Source organism: Paenibacillus sp. GYB004 (assembly GCF_036577605.1).
Lineage (GTDB): Bacteria > Bacillota > Bacilli > Paenibacillales > NBRC-103111 > Paenibacillus_AB > Paenibacillus_AB oceani.
Map to the genome: position 1 here is coordinate 1 of NZ_JARBDB010000036.1, position 3,005 is coordinate 3,005.

6 protein-coding genes are annotated in these 3,005 nt (G+C 48.2%); all 6 read left to right on the plus strand.

The window, feature by feature from the left end; translation table 11 throughout:
* Positions 1–358 precede the first annotated feature (358 nt).
* On the plus strand, positions 359–670 hold the full coding sequence (locus PV433_RS16025) for a hypothetical protein (protein WP_332073082.1): 312 nt from the start codon (positions 359–361) through the stop codon (positions 668–670).
* A gap of 2 nt (positions 671–672) precedes the next feature.
* A complete protein-coding gene (locus tag PV433_RS16030; RefSeq protein ID WP_332073086.1) occupies positions 673–936 on the plus strand; it encodes an AbrB/MazE/SpoVT family DNA-binding domain-containing protein in 264 nt (87 codons plus the stop codon).
* Between the two features lie 522 nt (positions 937–1,458).
* Positions 1,459–1,641 (plus strand): hypothetical protein, encoded by a 183-nt coding sequence (locus tag PV433_RS16035; RefSeq protein WP_332073083.1) that lies wholly within the window; start codon positions 1,459–1,461, stop codon positions 1,639–1,641.
* 63 nt (positions 1,642–1,704) lie between these two features.
* The gene (locus PV433_RS34115) at positions 1,705–2,430 is read left to right on the plus strand and encodes an HNH endonuclease (RefSeq protein WP_442951534.1); all 726 of its coding nucleotides are present in this window, start codon (positions 1,705–1,707) and stop codon (positions 2,428–2,430) included.
* 17 nt (positions 2,431–2,447) lie between these two features.
* Entirely contained in the window at positions 2,448–2,792 is a 345-nt protein-coding gene (locus PV433_RS16040; protein ID WP_332073084.1) for a hypothetical protein, read from the plus strand.
* Positions 2,789–3,005: ATP-binding protein (locus PV433_RS16045; protein ID WP_332073085.1), on the plus strand; the 217-nt coding region annotated here is incomplete at its 3' end. The genes PV433_RS16040 and PV433_RS16045, both read left to right, overlap by 4 nt.

Sequence of the window (3,005 nt, forward strand, 5' to 3'; positions counted from 1 at the left end):
CGAGTAGATTTTTAACACGGTAATAGATAATTCATTCATAGAACCGCCTCCTTTCTGGTCGGTTGGTGAGTCTGGACAACTACCATTCTAGCAGAAGGGCGGGGAGGAAAACACTGGATAAAAGGAGCCAGTCCTGTAACAAAGGAAAGCGAACAATTGAACGAAGAAAGAGCATCAAGATATACTGGCAAACGTGCCGGCAAGAACAATCCCACTATGAAAACAGACACTCACTCATCGAAGCATAATGGGTACCGATGCACCGAGAAGGGAAAGAAACAAGTACAAAAAGAGCTGCGCCGCTACCAAATGCGGCCGGGCATGTTGGTTCTAATTGAAACGGAGATTATGAATCTCAATGAATGTTCGGTTTGGTGAAGGGAGTGAGCCGGAAGTGAAATACGATTTCGCTGCAGCCCGGAAACGACGGGAAGAATTGGTCAACATGTATCGCTCAATGAAGCAACAGCACGAGGATGATGCCACATGGTCGTGGTGGCTTATCGCGCAAATCGAGGAGATTGATGCGGAAATTCGAGAGGCCCATAGGGCCCAATACGGAAGAATGACCGTCCTGGCCGACGGTCATCCGGTAATGCACATATCAAATTTAGTTACTCCTATAGTACCGCAATGGGCGAGGGAGTTCAAGGAGGATATCAGAGTATGACTATGGTGGCGACGGGTATCGTTCGACAACTTGATAACTTGGGAAGAATCGTTATCCCAATCGAACTGCGCCGAACGATGGGTATCGGCGAAAAGGACGCACTCGAAATCTTTACAGATGGCGATCGGATCATGCTTCGCAAGTATACGCCTGGCTGTTTGTTTTGCGGAGGCTTGGATATCAAATTGACCTTGAAAGGTAAGCCGATTTGCACGGCTTGTACCTCGCAATTTGTTAATGAAAATATAGCATCTGATTTGAAATAAACACAGTCGCCTGACGAGTCCGCTGCGGAGCGGACGAAAGCCGCGTCGTGATGATGCTGCTCGCGGATATCCGCACTGTTCTTTGACAAAAATATGGCCTTTTTGGCCGTATCATCAAGCGTCGAACGAGGTCCTTCCCCCTTGGCTGTTGACTTCGGCGTTTGATGATGCGGCTGACGCATCAGAGTGGTGGCGGAATAAGGTAGACGCTTAAAATGCAAGGCGGGATACGATTAGGTGAGTCCCGGCGAAGACTTGGACGGCGCGGAAAGAGAACGCCGAGTTCCCACGACCAAGCTAGTATGTCGGATCGACCGGAAAAGTCAGGGGTGCTGCTACCCGTCATAAGAAATGCCCGCTATGCAAGGTGCAAATCCTTGCCCACTCTTCTTTCATATCGTGGGGGTTTCGCCTTTAGGGTTCTTGCTTCCCCCTATAAAAAGCCTTGCAACCCTCGTTGGGTTTCCGGTTCCCAAGGGCGACAAAACCGGGAGTTGATTACATAGGGAAGGAGGGACAAAAATGAGTTTGAAGGCTCGAATTGATGCTGTTGTGGAGAAATTGAAGGAATTTCAAGAAGGCACTGACGATAGCCAGGAAACAACCCCAGTAATACTTCGCAACGCTGCCACTTTCATAGAAGACGAGTTGGGCGACATGATCGATGAACTCGAAGAAATCTCTAGGGAATTATGTGATCAGTAATGAAAAATAGCCTGCTGGAACAGGCTATCGAAACAAGATTCTTGTCACTCATTATACTACATCATGCGATTGCAGAATAGGGGAGTGGCGCAAGTGAAGGAAATTGACCTACCCCATGGATACGTCACGATCATTGATGACGAAGATTATTCTCTTGCTTCCAAGTACAGTTGGTACCTTTTAAAACAACGTTCCAAGGTGTATACGTATGGATCGATTGTTGGAAGCGGAGAGAGGATATATCTTCATCGACTTATTTTAAATGCACCTCCGGACAAATTGGTAGATCACATTAATGGCAATGGTCTGGACAACAGGAAGTGCAATCTACGGCTTTGTACGCATCAGCAAAATAGTTGGAATTCCAACATAGGTCGAGGGAGTTCCAAGTATCGCGGCGTCAATATGGTTGATAGTGGTATATGGTCGGCAAGAATTAAGGATTCCAGAGGATCCGTCGAACTCGGTAAATTTTCGAGTGAATACGAGGCTGCTATGGTCTATGACATAGCAGCTAAGCTATTGCGAGGAGAGTTCTCAAAACCTAACATTCCGGATGCCGCGTATTCTGATAGTTTGTTTCGCAAGGTGCTGTTTCGGATAAAACGTCTGCATTTATTGCCGGATCCCCCAGTTGAAACAAAGTGCTTTATATGCGGGACAGTATTCGGTCAGGTAAGGTGGTTATTTGTGCGCAACCAACTTCGTGGGTCGGTCAATTGTTGTTCGCGAAGTTGTCGTGCAATACACGCAAATTCAGTCAGACATCATGCTATGAAATCTAGGTAACAAGGAGGCACTTACCTATGTCAAACACGACCAAGCAGAAACTCATCGATCGTTTACTGGAACTACCAGCGGAGATTGAAGTAGCCGAGGAAGCTGCTTTGCAGGCACACTCCCGACTGGTGACAGCCAAAGAACTTATCCTATGGAAAGAGGATTCGCTCCTCCTCACCGAAAACGGTCCGATCACCGGCAAGAACGCCGAAACACGAGCCGCGCAAGTCCGCTCATTCACGAAAAACGAACGGGAGGCATTAGCGGACGCCGAAATGGAGTTAAAAAACGCCAGCTCCCGGCTGGAACGGCTGCATGTCGAGTTCAAAGCTCTCCGAGCAGTAGCTGATCTGCTCAAGGTGCCGGCATGAAAAAAATTCTTCTCGACAGCCTAACCATACGCAATTTCAAGGGTTTCCGCGAGTTCGTCCTTATGGCGAACGGCGGAAACCTCGACGTTTACGGCGATAACGCCACTGGCAAGACGACGCTATTCGACGGTTTTACTTGGCATCTTTTCGGCAAGGACAGCACCAACAGCACGACATTCGAAATCAAGGAACTCGACCCGGCCGGCAAGGTCC